Origin of the sequence: Blautia fusiformis (genome assembly GCF_020686995.1) — a bacterium.
Classification (GTDB): domain Bacteria; phylum Bacillota; class Clostridia; order Lachnospirales; family Lachnospiraceae; genus Blautia_A; species Blautia_A fusiformis.
Genome location: NZ_JAJEPT010000009.1, coordinates 68,818 through 87,037, shown reverse-complemented (window position 1 = coordinate 87,037; position 18,220 = coordinate 68,818). Strand labels below are relative to the sequence as shown.

14 protein-coding genes are annotated in these 18,220 nt (G+C 44.6%); 12 read left to right on the top strand and 2 right to left on the bottom strand.

All coding sequences use genetic code 11. The annotated features are described in order from the left end of the window. Nucleotides 1-7: 7 nt before the first annotated feature. From alaS to LKD46_RS09240, 12 genes are all read left to right on the top strand, one after another. Nucleotides 8-2,650 carry an alanine--tRNA ligase gene (alaS, locus tag LKD46_RS09295; protein ID WP_173753540.1) on the top strand — a complete coding sequence of 881 codons (2,643 nt, stop codon included), beginning with the start codon at nt 8-10 and terminating at the stop codon, nt 2,648-2,650. Between the two features lie 165 nt (nt 2,651-2,815). After that, the gene (rpsU, locus tag LKD46_RS09290; RefSeq protein WP_004222305.1) at nt 2,816-2,992 is read left to right on the top strand and encodes a 30S ribosomal protein S21; all 177 of its coding nucleotides are present in this window, start codon (nt 2,816-2,818) and stop codon (nt 2,990-2,992) included. Between the two features lie 80 nt (nt 2,993-3,072). Next, nucleotides 3,073-4,647 (top strand): cardiolipin synthase, encoded by a 1,575-nt coding sequence (gene cls / locus LKD46_RS09285; protein ID WP_118623969.1) that lies wholly within the window; start codon nt 3,073-3,075, stop codon nt 4,645-4,647. Between the two features lie 130 nt (nt 4,648-4,777). Beyond that, complete coding sequence (gene miaB / locus LKD46_RS09280) at nt 4,778-6,175, top strand: tRNA (N6-isopentenyl adenosine(37)-C2)-methylthiotransferase MiaB (protein WP_227574068.1); 1,398 nt, start codon at nt 4,778-4,780, stop codon at nt 6,173-6,175. 233 nt (nt 6,176-6,408) lie between these two features. Then, complete coding sequence (locus tag LKD46_RS09275) at nt 6,409-6,720, top strand: metal-sensing transcriptional repressor (protein WP_227574067.1); 312 nt, start codon at nt 6,409-6,411, stop codon at nt 6,718-6,720. 36 nt (nt 6,721-6,756) lie between these two features. Continuing rightward, nucleotides 6,757-9,318: a heavy metal translocating P-type ATPase gene (locus LKD46_RS09270; protein WP_227574066.1), complete on the top strand. Its 2,562-nt coding sequence runs from the start codon at nt 6,757-6,759 to the stop codon at nt 9,316-9,318. A gap of 262 nt (nt 9,319-9,580) precedes the next feature. Continuing rightward, nucleotides 9,581-10,993, top strand: a complete 1,413-nt coding sequence (locus LKD46_RS09265) for an amidophosphoribosyltransferase (protein ID WP_173739952.1) — start codon at nt 9,581-9,583, stop codon at nt 10,991-10,993. A 204-nt stretch (nt 10,994-11,197) separates the two neighbouring features. Next, the gene (locus tag LKD46_RS09260; protein ID WP_173758320.1) at nt 11,198-11,878 is read left to right on the top strand and encodes an HAD family hydrolase; all 681 of its coding nucleotides are present in this window, start codon (nt 11,198-11,200) and stop codon (nt 11,876-11,878) included. Next, a complete protein-coding gene (gene thiD / locus LKD46_RS09255) occupies nt 11,875-12,678 on the top strand; it encodes a bifunctional hydroxymethylpyrimidine kinase/phosphomethylpyrimidine kinase (protein ID WP_015524951.1) in 804 nt (267 codons plus the stop codon). The genes LKD46_RS09260 and thiD overlap by 4 nt, the downstream gene beginning before the upstream one ends. A 4-nt stretch (nt 12,679-12,682) precedes the next feature. Next, complete coding sequence (locus LKD46_RS09250; protein ID WP_227574065.1) at nt 12,683-14,473, top strand: aminopeptidase P family protein; 1,791 nt, start codon at nt 12,683-12,685, stop codon at nt 14,471-14,473. 101 nt (nt 14,474-14,574) lie between these two features. Beyond that, the gene (gene add, locus LKD46_RS09245; protein ID WP_022427226.1) at nt 14,575-15,573 is read left to right on the top strand and encodes an adenosine deaminase; all 999 of its coding nucleotides are present in this window, start codon (nt 14,575-14,577) and stop codon (nt 15,571-15,573) included. A 212-nt stretch (nt 15,574-15,785) separates the two neighbouring features. Further along, nucleotides 15,786-16,184, top strand: coding sequence for an IS5 family transposase (locus LKD46_RS09240; protein ID WP_227574064.1), 399 nt, complete (start codon nt 15,786-15,788; stop codon nt 16,182-16,184). Nucleotides 16,185-16,457: 273 nt separating this feature from the next. Here the strand turns inward: LKD46_RS09240 and LKD46_RS09235 are convergent, their stop codons facing one another. Both LKD46_RS09235 and LKD46_RS09230 read right to left on the bottom strand, forming a co-directional pair. Then, nucleotides 16,458-17,252, bottom strand: coding sequence for a hypothetical protein (locus tag LKD46_RS09235; protein ID WP_118753133.1), 795 nt, complete (start codon nt 17,250-17,252; stop codon nt 16,458-16,460). Beyond that, nucleotides 17,249-17,788, bottom strand: a complete 540-nt coding sequence (locus LKD46_RS09230; protein ID WP_092070503.1) for an RNA polymerase sigma factor — start codon at nt 17,786-17,788, stop codon at nt 17,249-17,251. The genes LKD46_RS09235 and LKD46_RS09230 overlap by 4 nt, the downstream gene beginning before the upstream one ends. Nucleotides 17,789-18,220 lie beyond the last annotated feature (432 nt).

Here is an 18,220-nt window from a genome sequence, read left to right as displayed (position 1 = left end):
TAACAACATGAAAAAGTACGGAGTGAACGAACTTCGTAAGATGTTCCTTGACTTTATGGAAAGCAAGGGCCATCTTGTAATGAAAAGCTTTTCCCTGGTTCCTCAGGGAGATAAGAGTCTTCTGCTGATCAACGCAGGTATGGCTCCGCTGAAACCATATTTTACAGGTGCTGAGAAGCCGCCAAGAACAAGAGTGACAACCTGCCAGAAATGTATCCGTACCGGAGATATCGAGAACGTAGGTAAAACCGCACGTCACGGTACTTTCTTTGAAATGCTTGGTAACTTTTCTTTTGGTGATTACTTCAAGAGAGAAGCCATCCACTGGTCCTGGGAGTTTCTTACAGAGGTTGTAGGACTTGATGCAGACCGTCTCTACCCATCCATTTACCAGGATGATGATGAAGCCTTCGATATCTGGAACAAAGAGGTAGGGATTCCGTCTGAACGTATTTTCCGTTTCGGAAAAGAAGATAATTTCTGGGAGCATGGAGCAGGTCCGTGTGGTCCATGTTCTGAGATCTATTATGACCGCGGAGAGAAATACGGCTGCGGCAAACCCGGATGCACGGTAGGCTGCGACTGCGACCGTTACATGGAAGTATGGAACAACGTTTTCACACAGTTCGAGAACGATGGAAACGGAAACTACACAACCCTGAAACAGAAAAACATCGATACCGGTATGGGACTTGAGCGTCTTGCTGTAGTTGTTCAGGATGTAGATTCTATTTTTGATGTAGATACAATTTGTGCACTTCGTAATCTTGTATGTGAGATCGCACATAAAGAATATGAGAAAAACTATGCAGATGATGTTTCCATCCGTCTGATCACGGACCATATCCGTTCCGCAACATTTATGATCTCCGATGGAATCATGCCCACCAATGAGGGACGTGGATATGTTCTCCGCCGTCTGATCCGCCGTGCAGCACGTCATGGACGTCTTCTCGGTATTGAGGGGACTTTCCTTGCCAAATTAAGTGCACAGGTAATTGAGAGCTCCAAAGCCGGATATCCGGAGCTTGAGGAGAAGAAAGAGTTCATCTTCCGTGTACTCACAAATGAGGAGAATCAGTTCAACAAAACTATCGATCAGGGACTTCGCATCCTTTCCGACATGGAAGAGGATATGAAAAAAGCAGGTGAAAAGACCCTTTCCGGTGATAACGCATTCAAGCTTTATGATACGTACGGATTCCCTCTTGACCTTACAAAAGAGATCCTTGAGGAGAAAGGTTACGGCATTGACGAGGAAGGCTTCCAGAAGGCAATGGAAGAGCAGAGAGTCAAGGCACGTACTGCCCGTGAAGTAACCAACTATATGGGTGCAGACGCAACCGTATACGATGATATCGATGTAAACGTAACAACAGAATTCGTCGGCTACGATCATCTTACCTTTGATTCCAAGGTTACTGTCCTTACCACAGAAACAGAAATCGTAGATTCTCTCACAGAGGGACAGAAGGGTACCGTATTTGTAGAGCAGACTCCTTTCTATGCAACAATGGGTGGACAGGAAGGTGATACCGGTGTGATCGAGACTGCAAACGGTAAATTTGTTGTTGAGGACACCATCAAACTCCGCGGTGGCAAATTCGGTCATGTAGGACATATGGAATCCGGTATGATTTCCTCAGGTGAGACAGTATCCCTGAAGGTAAACGAAGAAGCAAGAAAAGATACCGAGAAAAACCACAGTGCAACACATCTTCTTCAGAAAGCACTGAAAACTGTTCTTGGTTCCCACGTAGAGCAGAAGGGTTCTCTGGTAACTCCGGACAGACTTCGTTTTGACTTTGCTCATTTCCAGGCAATGACAGCAGAAGAGATCCAGGCAACAGAAGATCTTGTAAACAAAGAGATCCTGGCAGGTCTTGATGTCCATACCGATGTCATGGATGTGGAAGAAGCAAAGAAATCCGGAGCAATGGCTCTCTTTGGTGAGAAATATGACCAGAAGGTACGTGTAGTATCCATGGGAGACTTTTCCAAAGAGCTCTGTGGTGGTACTCATGTAAAGAATACAAGCTCCATCTTGCTCTTTAAGATCGTTTCCGAATCCGGTATCGCAGCTGGTGTACGCCGTATTGAGGCACTTACCGGCAAAGCAGTTATCGAATACTACAGAAAGCAGGAAGAGCTTCTCCATGAGGCCGCAAAAGCATTAAAGGCCAATACAGCCGAGGTTGTAGAAAAGATCAGCCACCTGCAGGCTGAGGTAAAGGCTCTTCAGAGCGAAAATGAATCCCTCAAGAGCAAAGCTGCCCAGAGTGCACTTGGCGATGTCATGGATAAAGTCGTTGAAGTAAACAGCGTAAAACTCCTTGCAGCCAAAGTTGAGGGCGTTGACATGAACGGTCTCAGAGACCTGGGTGATAAACTGAAAGAGCAGCTTGGCGAAGGTGTTGTCCTTCTTGCAGCAGTAAACGACGGCAAGGTTAATCTTCTTGCAATGGCAACGGATGCAGCTCAGAAAGCAGGCGCTCATGCAGGAAACCTGATCAAAGCCGTGGCAGCGATCGTTGGCGGTGGCGGCGGCGGACGTCCGAACATGGCACAGGCCGGCGGAAAGAATCCGGAAAAGGCTCAGGAAGCTATGGACGCAGCAGCAGGAATCCTTGAAAAACAGCTCACAAAATAACAAAGTTGCGCGTGATTTACAGTTTTGACATTTTTTTCATAAAAATCGAAAAAGATGTTGACGAAAGCACTTGTTATGCTATATAATAACACTCGTGCAAGAAAAATACCCAGACAGTTGTATTTTAGCACAATCTACAACTGGAGGGAGGTTAGGTGTGAGTCTATGTCAAACGTTATCGTAAAAGAGAACGAGACTTTAGATAGCGCTCTTCGCAGATTCAAGAGAAGCTGTGCTAAGGCGGGAATCCAGCAGGAAATCCGTAAGAGAGAGCATTACGAGAAGCCAAGCGTTCGTCGTAAGAAAAAATCTGAAGCCGCAAGAAAACGTAAATATAATTAATTGTGCGCAAAAATCCCTGGCTATATGGTCAGGGATTTTTAATTAAATAGAAACAGGAACGTTTGACGAAGGAAAGAAATATGAATTTGTTTATTAAACTGATTATCAAACCATTGCGATCGCTCCTTAAATTATTATTTAATCGAATTTTTTATGTAGCTCTGGCTCTTGTTGTGCAGCTGGCATGGCTGCTGATCGCCCTTTTCCGGATTATGGAATACTCCAGATGGGTGACGATTGGAATGCAGGCCATAGGTTTTCTGGTTGTTCTGTGGATCGTAAATAAAAAGATCAATCCATCCTATAAGCTCGCCTGGACGATGCTGATCCTTATTTTTCCGGTATTTGGTGTTTCCCTGTACCTTCTTTTCGGTAAATCAAGGATCGGTACTGTGATGGAACAGCATTATCAGAATCTTATTGCTGAAACTGCAGAATACCTGGAAGTCTCAGAACTCACAAGAAAACGTTTAAACGAAGACGACCGTTCCATGAGGATCCAGTCGGATTATATCTGGCAGTATTCCAGATATCCGGTTCACGAGAATACCACAGCAGAGTATTTTCAGGTAGGAGATGATATGTTTCCGGTTCTGGTGCATGAACTGGAGCAGGCAAAGCATTTTATTTTTATCGAATATTTCATCATAAATGACGGGGTAATGTGGCAGACGATCCTTAATATCCTTGAAAAAAAGGCTAAAGAAGGAGTGGATGTCCGATTGATCTATGACGGCTTCGGCTGCCTTACCACATTGCCGTACAAGTATGATCAGGAGATGCGCCAGCGGGGGATCAAATGCGAAGTATTCAACCGATTCCGTCCGATTCTTAATATTATCCAGAATAACCGTGACCACCGTAAGATCTGTGTGATCGATGGCTGGACCGGTTTTACCGGCGGCATCAACCTGGCTGACGAATATATCAATCAGCGAAAACGGTTTGGCCACTGGAAGGATACAGCCGTTATGCTGAAAGGAGAAGGCGTCTGGAATATGACAGCTATGTTCCTGTATATGTGGGGAATCGTTACCAGAACAGATACTTCTCTTGATTTCGGAAATTATGTTCCGCACAGGTGGCACCCCAACGAATTTCCGGGAAGCGGTTATGTCCAGCCATTCTGCGATTCCCCCCTGGACGATGAGATCGTAGGAGAGAACGTTTATCTTAATATTATCAATCGTGCCAAAAACTATGTTTATATCTGCACGCCATATCTGATCATAGATAATGAGATGATGACCGCCCTGTGCCTCGCTGCAAAAAGCGGTGTAGATGTCCGGATCATGACACCAGGCATCCCGGACAAAAAAATGGTCTTCCTGCTGACACAGTCTTATTATAAACAGCTTCTGGAAGCAGGTGTAAAGATCTACGAATACCAGCCGGGATTTTTACATGCAAAATCTTTTGTCTGTGATGACAAAGTAGGCGTCGTAGGAACCATAAATCTGGATTACCGAAGCCTTTATCTGCATTTTGAAGATGGTGTCTGGATGTATAAGAATGATGTGATCCTGGACATCCGGGATGATTTTACAGAAACCCTGGAGTACTGTGATCCCATTGATCTGGCATTCTGCCAGAAGAGAAATATTGTGGTACGTGCCATTCAGAACGTACTGAGAGTTTTTGCACCGCTATTATAAAAACTCTTTGACAGACAACTGTAAATTCTGTATGATATACCAGACGGGAGTTAAACGCTCCCGTCTGATATTGTCTAACGAAGAATTATTTATAGATACATATGAAATTTTAGTTATTGGAGGAATTGATTTGAGCCAGAACAAAGAAACAGAGATCCAGCTTCAGTACATCGAAAAATGTAAAGAGCTTCTTGCCAAAAACAGTACGAAACGTCCCACCTTCCACATCCAGAATGAAGGATGCCAGATGAACTCCATCCAGACAGAGTCTATTGCGGCCATCATGGAAAAAATGGGATATGAAATGGTAGATACCGAGGATGCTGATGCAGTTGTATTTAACACCTGTACAGTCCGGGAAAATGCCAATCAGAAGATCTATGGACATCTTGGACATTTAAAGAGCATCAAACGGAATCACCCGGATATGAAGATCGTACTGTTCGGATGTATGATGCAGGAGCATCACGTAGTAGAAAAGATCCGTAAGGATTATAAATATGTAAATCTTGTATTCGGAACCCATAATATCCACAAATTCCCGGAGCTTTTTTACCGGACGCTGCAGACCGACGACCAGATCATTGATATCTGGAAGGAATCCGATGAAATCGTAGAGGGCATGCCAACTTCCCGCAAATACTCCTTCAAAACAGGAGTCAGCGTAATGTTTGGCTGCAATAACTTCTGCAGCTACTGCATCGTTCCTTATGTCCGCGGCCGCGAAAAGAGCCGCGAGCCACAGGCCATCATCCGCGAAATCGAGGAACTGGTCGCAGATGGCGTTACTGAGATCATGCTTCTTGGTCAGAATGTAAACTCCTACGGAAAAACTCTGGAAACACCGGTAACCTTTGCAGAACTTCTGAAAGAAGTGGAAAAGATCGAAGGGCTAAAGCGTATCCGTTTTATGACTTCCCATCCGAAGGACCTGTCCGATGAGCTGATCCAGACCATGGCAGAGAGCCAGAAGATCTGTCACCATCTGCATCTTCCGCTGCAGTCCGGAAGCAGCAGAGTCTTAAAGGAAATGAACCGCCGTTACGACAAGGAGAAATATCTGGAGCTGGTAGATAAGATCCGTAAGGCGATCCCGGATATTTCGCTGACAACAGATATCATGGTCGGATTTCCAGGAGAAACAGAAGAAGATTTCCAGGAAACACTGGATGTTGTAAGAAAGGCAAATTACGATACTGCCTTCACATTTATTTATTCCAAACGAAGCGGAACCCCTGCAGCCGGCATGGAAAATCAGGTGCCGGAGGATGTGGTAAAAGACCGTTTCAGCCGTCTTCTTACCCTGGTACAGGAAAAGGGCCGGGAGAATTCCTCCCGTTTCCAGGGAACCATTCAGGAAATCCTGGTAGAAGATGAAAACCGGGAGAAGGGTACTCTTACTGGCCGTACCCAGCATAATCTTCTGGTTCATTTCCCGGGAGAAAAAGATCTCATCGGCAAATATGTAAAAGTAAGCCTAGATACCTGCAAGGGATTCTATTATTTCGGACATATCGTGGAAGAGTAGAATTATAGCCAAGTCCTCACCCACTGCTTATTGCTTTTCGCAACCCCGTGGGGGACTTAACTGATTCGGCTAATTATAAGTTTATATTGCCCGCTCATTACCATTATCGGATGAGCGGGCTTTTTTATTATAAAAATACTGTTTCTATTGACAAATACCCCATGAGGGTATATATATATTCCATATATAGAGGATACCCCATAAGGGTATTTATGAGAAAGGAGAGACAGCCTATGTCTGAAAAGAAAGTCTGTCCCTGCTGCTGTGAAAAACACACTGCACGTTCAGAAGAGAAGAAAAAAAAGCTGATCAACCGTCTGAAACGTATTGAAGGCCAGATCAGAGGCATTATAGGAATGATGGAGAATGATGCCTACTGTAATGATATCCTGATCCAGTCCGCTGCAGTCAATGCTGCAGTGAATGCGTTCAACAAAGAGCTGCTTGCCAGCCACATCCGCACCTGCGTTGCCCGGGATATCCGGGAAGGTAAGGATGAGACCATTGATGAGCTGGTAGCAACCCTCCAGAAGCTTATGAAATAAAGGGACAAACTGGATTTTAGGAGGTACTGAAAGAAAATGGAACAATATAATGTAACTGGTATGAGCTGCGCTGCCTGCTCTGCCCGTGTGGAAAAAGCCGTATCAAAAGTTCCGGGGGTGAATAGCTGTTCCGTCAGTCTTCTGACCAACTCCATGGGAGTTGAAGGAATCGCTTCATCCGGTGAGATCATTGCCGCAGTGGAAGCCGCCGGATATGGTGCATCCTTAAAGGGCGGAGCTGCCGGAGCGAAGATTTCCATGTCTGCGGCAGAAGAAGCGCTGGAAGATCATGAAACTCCGATCCTAAAGAAACGTCTTATCACATCCGTGGGATTTTTGCTGGTGCTGATGTATTTCTCCATGGGGCACATGATGTGGGGATGGCCACTGCCGAAATGGTTTGACGGCAATCACGTAGCCATGGGACTGGTACAGCTGCTCCTGGCTGGTATCATCATGGTGATCAACCAGAAGTTTTTCATCAACGGATTTAAGAGTCTGTGGCACCGTTCCCCCAATATGGATACTCTGGTAGCTCTTGGCTCTATGGCATCCTTCCTGTGGAGTGTCTATGCCCTGTTTGCCATGACAAGAGCGCAGGTAGATGGAGATTCTGCTGCAGTTATGAATTACATGATGGATTTTTATTTTGAATCTGCAGCCATGATCCTGACATTGATCACCGTAGGAAAAATGCTGGAAGCCCGTTCCAAAGGAAAGACTACCGATGCCCTGAAAAGCCTTATGAAGCTTGCGCCAAAAACTGCGGTTGTAGTACGAAACGGAAAGGAACTTACCGTTCCAATAGAGCAGGTTCAGAAAGGAGAAACCTTTGTCGTCCGCCCGGGAGAGAATATTCCGGTGGACGGAGTGATCCTGGAAGGAACCACCGCAGTCAATGAATCCGCACTGACCGGCGAGAGTATCCCGGTTGATAAAGAAACCGGAGATATGGTTTCTGCGGCAACCGTGAACCAATCCGGATTTATCAAATGCGAAGCGACCAGAGTAGGAGAGGATACCACCCTTTCCCAGATCATCAAGATGGTCAGTGATGCGGCAGCCACCAAGGCACCGATCGCAAAGATCGCAGACCGTGTTTCCGGCGTGTTTGTACCGGCAGTGATCACAATCGCAGTGATCACAACAATCATCTGGCTTCTTGCAGGACAGACCTTCGGTTATGCTCTGGCAAGGGGGATTTCCGTTCTGGTCATCAGCTGCCCCTGCGCACTTGGCCTTGCAACACCGGTTGCCATTATGGTCGGCAACGGTATGGGTGCCAAAAACGGAATCCTTTTCAAAACAGCTGTTTCCCTGGAGGAAGCAGGAAAAGTCCAGATCGTCGCACTGGATAAAACCGGAACCATTACAAGCGGTCAGCCGGAGGTAACAGATATTCTCCCGGCTGAGGGAGTTACAGAAACAGAGCTTCTCTCTCTGGCCTGTGCACTGGAGAAAAAAAGTGAACATCCACTGGCAAAGGCAGTTCTAAAAAAAGCCGAGGAAGAGAACCTTGCCACAGTTGAAGTAACCGGCTTCCAGGCACTTCCGGGAAACGGACTTTCCGCTATACTTGGAAGTGACAAACTGACAGGCGGAAGCATGAAATTTATCAGCAGCCAGACAAAGGTTTCCGCAGACCTTAACAGGAGAGCCGAGCAGCTTGCAGAGCAGGGAAAAACGCCCCTTCTTTTCACACGAAACGGTAAACTTCTGGGAATCATCGCAGTTGCGGATGTGATCAAGGAAGACAGTCCCCGTGCAGTAAAAGAGCTTCAGAACATGGGAATCCGTGTAGTTATGCTTACCGGTGACAATGAGCGTACCGCAAAAGCCATCGGAGCTCAGGCAGGAGTTGACGATGTGATCGCAGGAGTTCTTCCGGATGGAAAAGAAAGTGTGATCCGCGTTCTGAAGGAGCAGGGAAAGGTTGCCATGGTCGGTGACGGTATCAACGACGCGCCGGCACTTACAAGAGCCGATATCGGAATTGCCATCGGTGCAGGAACAGATATTGCCATTGATGCGGCAGATATCGTTCTGATGAAGAGCCAGTTAAGCGATGTTCCAGCGGCAGTACGTTTAAGCCGTGCCACACTTCGGAATATCCATGAGAATCTTTTCTGGGCATTTTTCTACAATATAATCGGCATTCCCCTTGCAGCAGGTGTCTGGATCCCGCTTTTCGGATGGACCTTGAATCCGATGTTCGGAGCTGCGGCCATGAGTCTTTCCAGCTTCTGTGTTGTAACAAATGCGCTGCGTCTGAATCTGTTTCAGGTCCACAATGCAGACAAAGACAAAACGATCAAAAATCCGGTAACATTACACATCAGTCATGATGAAAATATAAAAGAAGAAAAGGAGAACAAAACAATGGTAAAGGTAACGGTCAATGTAGAAGGAATGATGTGCGGACACTGTGAGGCACACGTAAACAAAGCCATCCAGGCAGCTTTCGGAGCAGAAGACGTAGTTTCTTCCCACGAGAACGGAACAACTGTATTCTCTGTACCTGAGAAGGTTGACGAGGCAAAGGTTGAAGAAGTGATCAAGGAAGCCGGTTACGAGTTTAAGGGAATCACCCAGGAATAAACCGGATTTTTAAACCACATATTTGCCAAATGGCCAAAAGAAACAGTTCTGCAAAAGCGGAGCTGTTTCTTTTGTCTCATACAGAAAAAATTTTCCACTTCTATAAATCCGGCTAATATCTTTATAGTTTATTCTGAAAAAGCAGGATTATCCGCCAAATTGGTTTTTATTTTCAATTCTCTTATGCTATACTGATAGCGATTATGGATATAGGAACGATAACAGAAATCGTTAACATCATAGTAGTAGAGAGGAGCGCATTATGAGCGGATTTTTTGGAGTAGCATCGAATGATGACTGTGTACTGGAGCTTTTTTACGGAGTGGATTACCATTCTCATCTGGGAACACGCCGCGGAGGTATGGCTGTTTACGGAGAACATGGATTTGACCGTGCCATCCACAACATTGAGAACACGCCTTTCCGTACAAAATTTGACGGAGATGTGGGTTCCATGAAGGGAAATATGGGAATCGGATGTATTTCTGATTATGAGCCTCAGCCCCTTCTGTTCAGTTCCAGGATCGGCAGCTTTGCCCTCACTTTTGTGGGAAAGATCAATAATTACGATGAACTTCTGCAGCAGCTGTATGATACGACCAAGGTACATTTTCAGGAGATGACCAATGGAACAGTCAATGTGACCGAACTGATCGCTGCACTGATCTGTGAAAAGGACAACTTTGTGGAAGGTATCCAGTACGTACAGGGACTAATCGACGGCTCCATGACTTTGCTCCTTATGACAAAAGACGGAATTTATGCAGCCCGTGACAAGATGGGCAGAACTCCTGTGGAAATTGGCCGCAAAGAAGGGTCATACTGTATTTCCTTTGAAAGTCATGCCTATATCAACCTTGGATACGAAGATTATAAAGAACTTGGCCCCGGAGAGATCGTATTCGTAACAGCAGACGAAGTCAAAACTCTGGTTGAGCCCGGAAAGAAAATGAAGATCTGTTCCTTCCTCTGGGTTTACTACGGATATCCGACAGCCTCTTATGAAGGTGTAAATGTAGAGGAGATGCGCTACCGCTGTGGAAGCATGCTTGCAAAGAGAGACGGCGATTCCGTGCACCCGGACATTGTAGCCGGTGTTCCGGATTCCGGCATTGCCCATGCCATCGGATACGCCAATGAATCCGGCATTCCTTACGCAAGACCATTCATTAAATATACACCAACCTGGCCCAGATCTTTTATGCCGACCAATCAGAACCAGCGTAACCTTATTGCCAAAATGAAACTGATCCCGGTACGTGCGCTGATCAAGGATAAAAAACTTCTTCTCATAGACGATTCCATCGTACGTGGCACCCAGCTTCGCGAGACAACCGAATTTCTGTACCGCAGCGGAGCCAAAGAGGTTCATGTCCGTCCTGCCTGCCCGCCAATCATGTACGGCTGCAAATATTTAAACTTCTCACGTTCCAAATCTGAGATGGAGCTGATCACTCGTCAGGTGATCGAGAAGAGAGAAGGCCCCAACTGTCCGCAGGAAGTTCTGGATGAATATGCAGATCCACATACAGAGAAATACGAGCAGATGGTACAGGATATCTGCGAGATGCAGAATTTTACAACTCTCCGTTATCACAGACTGGATGATCTTCTGGAATCCATTGGGATCGATCCTTGTAATATATGCACATATTGTTTTAACGGTAAAGAATAAAAAATGTTTTGAAAATAGAGCTGCTGTTTCAGATGAGCCTCCTTAACTCCCGGTTGCATTTTGGATATCTGCGGCTTATAATAAATGCGGATATATCTTTTGTGATATATCCGCGTTTTTTATATCAGTTTTTTATGTCATGGGAAATTATTTCGTAATGTTCCAATGACAGAGTATCACAAAAAAATTTTCAGGAGCATAAACATGATTTTTCCTATAAAAGCCGTGATATTTGATGCAGACGGCGTCCTTCTGGATTCGCTCTCTGTTTGGAAGGAGCTTGGAAAACGATATATTACAGATCTGGGATATCAGCCGGTTGCGGAAATGGACGAAATCCTTTTTCCCATGAGTATGGAGCAGGGAGCGGACTGGCTGAAAAACAGGTTTACTCTTGCGTATTCCGAAGAAAAGATCGTGATGGATCTGAAATCCCGGATCCGTAAATACTATTTTGAAGAGGTCCCGGCAAAATCAGGTGCCAGAGAACTTCTTCAATGCCTTGCAGAACAGAAAATCCCGGCTGCGGTGGCAACCTCAAGCCCCAGGGAACATATCTGCCGGGCGCTGGAAAGAAACGGACTTCTTTCCTTTTTTGATAAAATCTATACCACCAGTGAGATCGGAGAAAGCAAACATTCTCCGAAGGTCTATCTTACAGCTGCAGAAGCACTGGGAACGGAGCCATCCCGGACGCTGGTTGTGGAGGATTCTCTCTACGCGTTGCAGACTGCCGGAAATGCAGGATTTCTGACTGCCGGTATTTATGACGCATTAGGAGAACCGGATCAGGAACAGCTGAAAAAGGATGCCTATATCTACTGTCGGGATCTGACAGAGTTACAGAACCATATATTCACAGAAAACGGAGGAAACCAAAGATGAAAACAGCATTAACCATCGCAGGCAGCGATTCCAGCGGAGGAGCCGGGATCCAGGCCGATATTAAAACCATGATGGCAAACGGAGTATACGCCATGAGTGCCATCACCGCGCTGACTGCCCAGAACACCACCGGTGTCACAGCCATCCAGAATGCAACCGCAGAGTTCCTGGGTCAGGAGCTGGACTGTATTTTTACGGATATCTTTCCGGATGCAGTAAAGATCGGAATGGTTTCCGAAAGTGATCTGATCCATATGATCGCAGGAAAGCTCCGACAGTATCGGGCAAAAAATATCGTGGTGGACCCGGTTATGGTTGCCACAAGCGGTGCAAGACTGATCAGTGAGGAGGCGGTGGATGTTCTGAAGGAAGAACTGTTTCCTCTTGCAGATCTTCTCACCCCGAATATCCCGGAAACCGAGGTGCTTACCGGACGGAAGATCAAAAACGCCGATGATATGATCGAAGCTGCAAAACAGGTTTCCGAGCAGTATCACTGTGCAGTTCTCTGCAAGGGCGGACATAAGCTCAATGATGCCAATGATCTTCTCTATGTGAATGGAACATATCAGTGGTTTGAGGGAAAAAGGATCGACAATCCCAATACCCACGGAACAGGATGTACTCTTTCCTCGGCCATCACTTCCAACCTTGCAAAGGGATTTTCCATGGTGGAATCTGTAAACCGTGCCAAGGACTATATTTCCGGAGCCCTTGCTGCCATGCTGGATCTGGGAAAAGGAAGCGGCCCTATGGATCATGGCTTTGCGATAAAGAACAGTTATACAGAGGAGGCATAAGATTATGACAGTTACAGAACGGATCACAGCTCTTCGAAAACAAATGAAGGAAAAGGGAATCGATGCTTATCTGGTTCCGACCGATGATTTTCATGGTTCTGAGTATGTTGGGGATTATTTTAAATGCAGAAAATACATCACCGGATTTACCGGTTCTGCCGGAACTGCCGTGATCATGCAGGACATGGCCGGACTCTGGACAGACGGAAGATATTTTATCCAGGCTGCACAGCAGTTAGAGGGAACTCCGGTTACTCTGTTTAAGATGGGAGAACCGGACGTACCAACGATCCACAAATTCCTGGAAGAAAATCTGAAAGAGGGAATGTGTCTCGGCTTCGATGGCCGTACCGTAAGCGCAGAAGAAGCAGAGACGCTAGAAAGAATCCTTCAGAAAAAACAGGTACATTTTTCTGTAAATGAGGATCTCATCGGAAATATCTGGGATGATCGTCCGGCACTTTCCTGTGAACCGGTAATGGAATTATCCGAAAAATGGGCCGGAAGATCCAGAGCAGACAAGATCCGTGAGATCCGCAGCAAACTGAAAGAGAAGGGCGCAGACCTCTTTATCCTCACTTCCCTTGATGACATTGCATGGCTTTTAAATATCCGCGGAAATGATATCCACTGCTGCCCGGTAGTTCTTTCCTATCTTGTGCTGGATGACAGTGAGCTCCGTCTTTTTGTCAATGAAAAAGCCTTTTCGGATTCTGTTAAGGAAGCACTTTCCAAAGACGGTATTGCCATTTATCCATATGATGATATTTACACCTATGTACAGACGATTCCCGAAGAGAAAAAGGTATTTCTTTCCAGAAGCAATGTAAACAGCCGGCTGGTCAGCAGTATTCCAAAGACGGTAACGATCCTGGACGGTGAAAATCTGACCCTTCTCCCAAAAGCCATCAAAAATGAAACCGAAGTCCGGAATGAAAAGACAGCCCATATTAAAGATGGCGTTGCAATGGTGAAGTTTATCCACTGGCTGAAGAAGAATGTGGGAATGAAGGAGATCACCGAGCTTTCCGCTGCTGATAAGCTCTATGAATTCCGTTCCGCACAGGAGAATTTTCAGGGAAACAGCTTTGATCCCATCATTGCCTACGGTGCACATGGAGCCATTGTCCATTACAGTGCTACAGAAGAAACCAATATTCCACTTGAGCCAAAAGGGCTGGTTCTGATGGATACAGGCGGACATTATCTGGAGGGCACTACTGATATCACCCGCACCGTTGTACTTGGCCCGGTTACTGAAAAAGAAAAAAAATATTTCACAGCAGTACTCCGTGGACACCTGAACCTGGCAGCAGCAAAATTCCGTTACGGCTGTACCGGCCTGAATCTGGATGCCCTGGCTAGAGGACCTCTCTGGGCTATGGGAGAGGATTACAACCACGGAACCGGCCATGGCGTAGGTTATCTTCTCAATGTACACGAAGGACCGCAGAGCTTCCGCTGGAAAAGCCCTGCTGAGCTTCCGGCTCCTGTTCTGGAAGAAGGGATGATCACCTCCGATGAACCGGGATATTATGCGGAAAATGAATTCGGCATCCGTCACGAAAATCTTGTAGTTTGCAAAAAAGCCGAAAAAACATCCTACGGCCAGTTTATGAAATTTGAGCCACTGACTCTGGTCCCATTTGATCTGGAAGGTATCGATCCGGAACAGATGGAAGCAGGAGAGCGCAAATTGCTCAATCAGTATCATGCCCTTGTATACGAAAAGATTTCTCCGTATCTGAATGAAGAAGAGCAATCCTGGTTAAAAAAAGCCACACAGGAAATATAACCCGGAATTCACCTTAATATTTCCTTCCGACAGATACCATAAGAAACGCAAAACCATTTCAGGGATAAGAATAAATCCAACCAGGGAGGTACTTAGCGCCTATGAAAACAGAAAATAGAATTGATCACTACATCGATCTCCACGCACATCTGGACGGCTGCATTACAACAGAGATAGCCAGAAAACTTGCCGCATTGCAGCAGATCACGCTTCCGGCTGCCACAGATGAAGAGCTTCTTTCTCTCCTTTCTGTGCCGGATACCTGCGAAAATCTCAATGATTTTCTGAAATGCTTTGACCTGCCTCTTTCTCTTCTTCAGACAGAAGAGGCATTGGAAGAGGCTGTTTATCTTATTCTTTCTGAAATGAAGGAAGACGGTGTGATCTACGCAGAACTTCGTTTTGCCCCACAGCTCCATACACAGAAGGAAATGACTCAGGAAACAGCGATCCATGCTGCATTACGTGGTCTGAAAAGAACTCCCATCCCCGGTAATCTGATCTTATGCTGTATGCGCGGTGATCTTAACCAGAAAGAAAATCTGGAAACTCTGGAGCTGGCAAAAAAATATCTTGTTGAAGATGGTGGCGTGGTTGCTATCGATCTTGCAGGAGCCGAGGCACTCTTTCCAACAGAAAATTACGAGGCGCTTTTTGCAAAAGCAAGAGAATATCAGGTTCCATTTACCATCCATGCAGGCGAGGCCGGAAATGCAGAGGATGTAAAAACAGCTGTCCATATGGGGGCAGTCAGGATCGGTCATGGTGTGAGGATCGCGGGAAATAAGGAAGTGATACAGCTTGTAAAGGATAAGGGGGTTTTTCTGGAAATGTGCCCTACAAGCAATCGCCAGACAAAAGCTATGGAAGAAATGTCTGCTTATCCGCTGAAAACATTTCTCGAAATGGGACTTAAGGTAACCTTAAATACCGATGATCCGGCGATCGAAAGAACAACCCTTTCCCGGGAATTCCGATATATGGAATCTCTGTTAGATCTTACCCAGGAGCAGAAAAGGCTGTTGCTTCTGAATTCTGTGGAGGCAGCCTTTACTTCCAGGAACAGAAAATGGAAACTGAAAGAACAGCTTCTTTTCTGAACTGTATGAAAACTATCAGGCGAAAGGATAGCCCTGGACACCAATTTTGAACTGGAGCATGAAGATATGAGCCGTTTTTTTATTTCCGGGAATGGCACTGCACTGTCGCATGTATTGGAATGATCATAAAGAATAAACAGGACATCCGGATAGAAAATTTCTCATTACCCCATCTTGAACCCAAAATCCTTTTATGATAGAATTGAAAAATTATGTTGAGACGATACGAATTAACCGATGAAGAATGGATCCGTATAGCTTCATTACTGCCGCCTGAAAATTCTGGAAAACAGGGATGCCCACAAAAATGCAGCCGGACAATTCTGAATGGAATTGTTTGGATTGCTCGTAGCGGAGCTCCATGGCGAGACCTTCCAGAACGTTATGGCTCCTGGCAAACGGTTTATTCCCGTTTCCGTAAATGGATTGAAGACGGCACCCTTGATAATATTTTTCGTGTTTTGAGCTTAGAAGCCGAATTAACAGAACTGTCAATGGACGCTTCTATCGTCAAAGCTCATCAGCATAGTGCTGGAGCAAAAAAAGGGGGCCTCCAAACGAAATCGGACACAGCCGTGGTGGAGCCAGCACAAAAATCCATGCAGTTGTAGATGCATACGGTTATCCGGTTTATTTTATGATCCGTGAAGGGCAGCGTAACGATATCAATTACGCAATCCCTTTGCTGGATCATGTCAATCTAGGAAATGAGAGTACAGCTAATTGAATGAATCGAAAGGCTGTACTTTTATTTTAACTATAAAAGTTCTGGACAGCTACACTATCTGTAAATTATAACATATTATGCATCAGCTGCGATACAGGTATTTCCACAACAGTTACAAAAAGATGGTGAACCGGACTGAATCCACCATCTTTTTTCTTTATCTTCTGTTATTAATAACCTCTCTCGCCATATCTGCAAGTTCTCCGGCAGATAATTTTCCATCTATTTGCAGCAAATCATACTGGATGCCATCCTTATTCCAGTTAACGCTTTGAACCTGACTGACTTCAATCTGAGAAGCACTGTCATTGTAACTGAATATAACTTTTCCACTGGACTGGTCTTTTTTATCTTGTTCTGTCAATTCGTAATCATTTGATACCACTTTATTTATATAATGTACATAATACAAATTTGTTCCATTTACAGTGGCAATAATATCACCTGACGGAGTAAGTTTTGAGTTAAATTTCTGCTGTTCAAACGATACAACATCTCCATTCTTCTGATAATCAAAGGACACAGATTTAAAATTCTCAATTACATTTGCATTGCCATCCTTAAAACTGTTTTTTATAATATTGCCCTCTTTGAAGCAGTACCCGTTCTCAAAGGTATCAATCAATACCGGTCTATACCCAATATCCTTTGTAATCTGTTCTGACGTTGGAAGAGATGTATAATCAGCACGTGATGCAGATGAACCTGTCCACATTGAAATCTTTCCTGTTGCTGCCATAGCAGTAACTCCAATTGTAAGTGTTGCAGCTATCAACAAAGGTAATATTTTCTTTTTTGATCTCATAGTCGTTTGCTTCCTTTCTGTATCTGCGAAGTCAAGTTTTGCATAAACTCTCTGTCTGACATTCTCTGTATCAATATCAAGAGCATTGAGGGAAGCATCTGCCTGTTTTTGTATTCCCAATTCTTTAAGCAAATTTTTTCTTCTCATAATTTTTCCTCCGCATCCGATAACATTTTTCTGAGTTTTCTTTTTCCTCTTGAAAGTCTGGTCTTAACTGTAGAAATATTAAGTCCCATTGCTTTTGAAATATCCTTGATTTTTTCATCAAATTTATACCGCCTTACAAAAATCTCGCTGTCAGGTTCGCCAAGGCTCATAACTGTTTCCCATACATAATTATTGTGAAAATTCTCTTCCATGAAATTTTTGCCATCTGACAGCTCAATATCTTCAAGAGATGTATGGTCCATCTTTCTGTTTATCCGTTTCAGAGCAAAATTCCGGGCAACAGCAGCAAGATATGACCGTAATGTACCTTTCTGCAAATCTATCCTCCCGGTATTCTTCCAAAGTACAACAAACACATCTGCCACAATTTCTTCAATATCCTCTTTCGGCAGTGAATTGCCGGCCATATGATACAAAACAGTACTCAAATACGGCGTATAAATTCGGATTGCTTCATCTATTGAATTTTTTTCTCTGTTCCTGAGACGCTGCAAAAGTTCTTCTTCATCTGTCATATCAATCCTACTTTCTTTTTAATATTTTCAAAAATTAAAAGCTTTTAACCTTTACATTCTTATATATCTTGTCAAAGCGTAAAAAGTTTCAATTTTAGAAAATTATGATATTGATACACCACTTTACAACTTTTTTATAAAAAAATATCGTACAGGATTTCCTGATGTATAATGAATTTGGCATAAAACATTACAAAGGAAAGTGACCCTGTACGGCAAAAACATTATACAGCGAAAAAACACTGATAGGCAGACTTCAGCAATATTTTTTGATCTATTTTGAAACTTTTTCTGTTCCGACAGCAAATACCTTATTTCTGCTGATATTATCTATACTGAGCCGCACACAACGGTTCCAACTATCTGAATGGACACTGCTTTGTGAGAGTCATGCTCTGCGTACCTGTCTGGAATGGGGATAAAGTATCTCAT

What these genes read in the sequence shown, in the direction of transcription:
- alaS (WP_173753540.1), top strand. Translation starts at nt 8, where the DNA reads ATGAAAAAGTACGGAGTGAACGAACTTCGTAAGATGTTCCTTGACTTT.
- rpsU (WP_004222305.1), top strand. Translation starts at nt 2,816, where the DNA reads ATGTCAAACGTTATCGTAAAAGAGAACGAGACTTTAGATAGCGCTCTT.
- cls (WP_118623969.1), top strand. Translation starts at nt 3,073, where the DNA reads ATGAATTTGTTTATTAAACTGATTATCAAACCATTGCGATCGCTCCTT.
- LKD46_RS09275 (WP_227574067.1), top strand. Translation starts at nt 6,409, where the DNA reads ATGTCTGAAAAGAAAGTCTGTCCCTGCTGCTGTGAAAAACACACTGCA.
- LKD46_RS09270 (WP_227574066.1), top strand. Translation starts at nt 6,757, where the DNA reads ATGGAACAATATAATGTAACTGGTATGAGCTGCGCTGCCTGCTCTGCC.
- LKD46_RS09265 (WP_173739952.1), top strand. Translation starts at nt 9,581, where the DNA reads ATGAGCGGATTTTTTGGAGTAGCATCGAATGATGACTGTGTACTGGAG.
- LKD46_RS09260 (WP_173758320.1), top strand. Translation starts at nt 11,198, where the DNA reads ATGATTTTTCCTATAAAAGCCGTGATATTTGATGCAGACGGCGTCCTT.
- thiD (WP_015524951.1), top strand. Translation starts at nt 11,875, where the DNA reads ATGAAAACAGCATTAACCATCGCAGGCAGCGATTCCAGCGGAGGAGCC.
- LKD46_RS09250 (WP_227574065.1), top strand. Translation starts at nt 12,683, where the DNA reads ATGACAGTTACAGAACGGATCACAGCTCTTCGAAAACAAATGAAGGAA.
- add (WP_022427226.1), top strand. Translation starts at nt 14,575, where the DNA reads ATGAAAACAGAAAATAGAATTGATCACTACATCGATCTCCACGCACAT.
- LKD46_RS09240 (WP_227574064.1), top strand. Translation starts at nt 15,786, where the DNA reads ATGTTGAGACGATACGAATTAACCGATGAAGAATGGATCCGTATAGCT.
- LKD46_RS09235 (WP_118753133.1), bottom strand. Translation starts at nt 17,252, where the DNA reads ATGAGAAGAAAAAATTTGCTTAAAGAATTGGGAATACAAAAACAGGCA.
- LKD46_RS09230 (WP_092070503.1), bottom strand. Translation starts at nt 17,788, where the DNA reads ATGACAGATGAAGAAGAACTTTTGCAGCGTCTCAGGAACAGAGAAAAA.